We start from the raw sequence: 712 nt of genomic DNA, 5'->3' as shown, positions 1-712 counted from the left end.
GTGAAAAACTTAAATTAGCGTAGATTTTGTCTGAAAATTTATGCCCGATTTTCAAGGATTGTATATGTCTTCCCTTATTTTTCCAATTGTATTCGTCACCAATTGTTTCCTCTTGCAAAGTCGCAGAAATATCAAATTTATTCTTCCCTCCTTTTTTGGTAATAATATTGATTACTCCCGCAATAGAATTCGCTCCGTATTCCACTCCCATCGCACCTTCTACGACTTCTATTTGTTGAATATCATCTAAATTAATTTGCGTTAAATCGGTATTATTTCCTAAACCTTCGTCGTTAACTAATGGAATATTATCCACCAAAATTTTGAAATATTGCGCATCTAAACCAAACATTTGTACCGTCGATTTTCCTGTAGAAGAACTCGGAATAATATTCATATTCAAGGTTTGATTTAAAACATCTGCCAATGTATTTCCTGCTTGTCGCTCGATCATTTCTTGCGAAATCACTTTTACTTCATAAATAGATTTCTTGACCGATTGTGCATTATATTGCCCAGAAATAACGGTTTGTTCCAAATTAATCGTCGAATCTTTTGGAATCGAATTAATTTCTTGAGCCTGTAGAGTTAGTGTTGTAAGTAAGCTTAGTAGAAAAAAGCGCCTCTTCATTTGTCCTTAATTTTATTATTTAGAATTAGTCTAATAATTAATAAGACAAATGTAAACGAATTTTTTAATTTATTTTTATTT

General features: G+C 31.5%; 1 protein-coding gene. It reads right to left on the bottom strand.

Features of this window, described 5'->3' with window-relative positions; translation table 11 throughout:
• Positions 1-631: TonB-dependent receptor plug domain-containing protein (locus B2217_RS16135; RefSeq protein ID WP_291123192.1), on the bottom strand; the 631-nt coding region annotated here is incomplete at its 3' end.
• Positions 632-712 lie beyond the last annotated feature (81 nt).

Origin of the sequence: Empedobacter sp. UBA7620 (assembly GCF_002484185.1) — a bacterium.
Taxonomy (GTDB): domain Bacteria; phylum Bacteroidota; class Bacteroidia; order Flavobacteriales; family Weeksellaceae; genus Empedobacter; species Empedobacter falsenii_C.
This window is presented reverse-complemented; position numbering and strand designations above follow the sequence as displayed.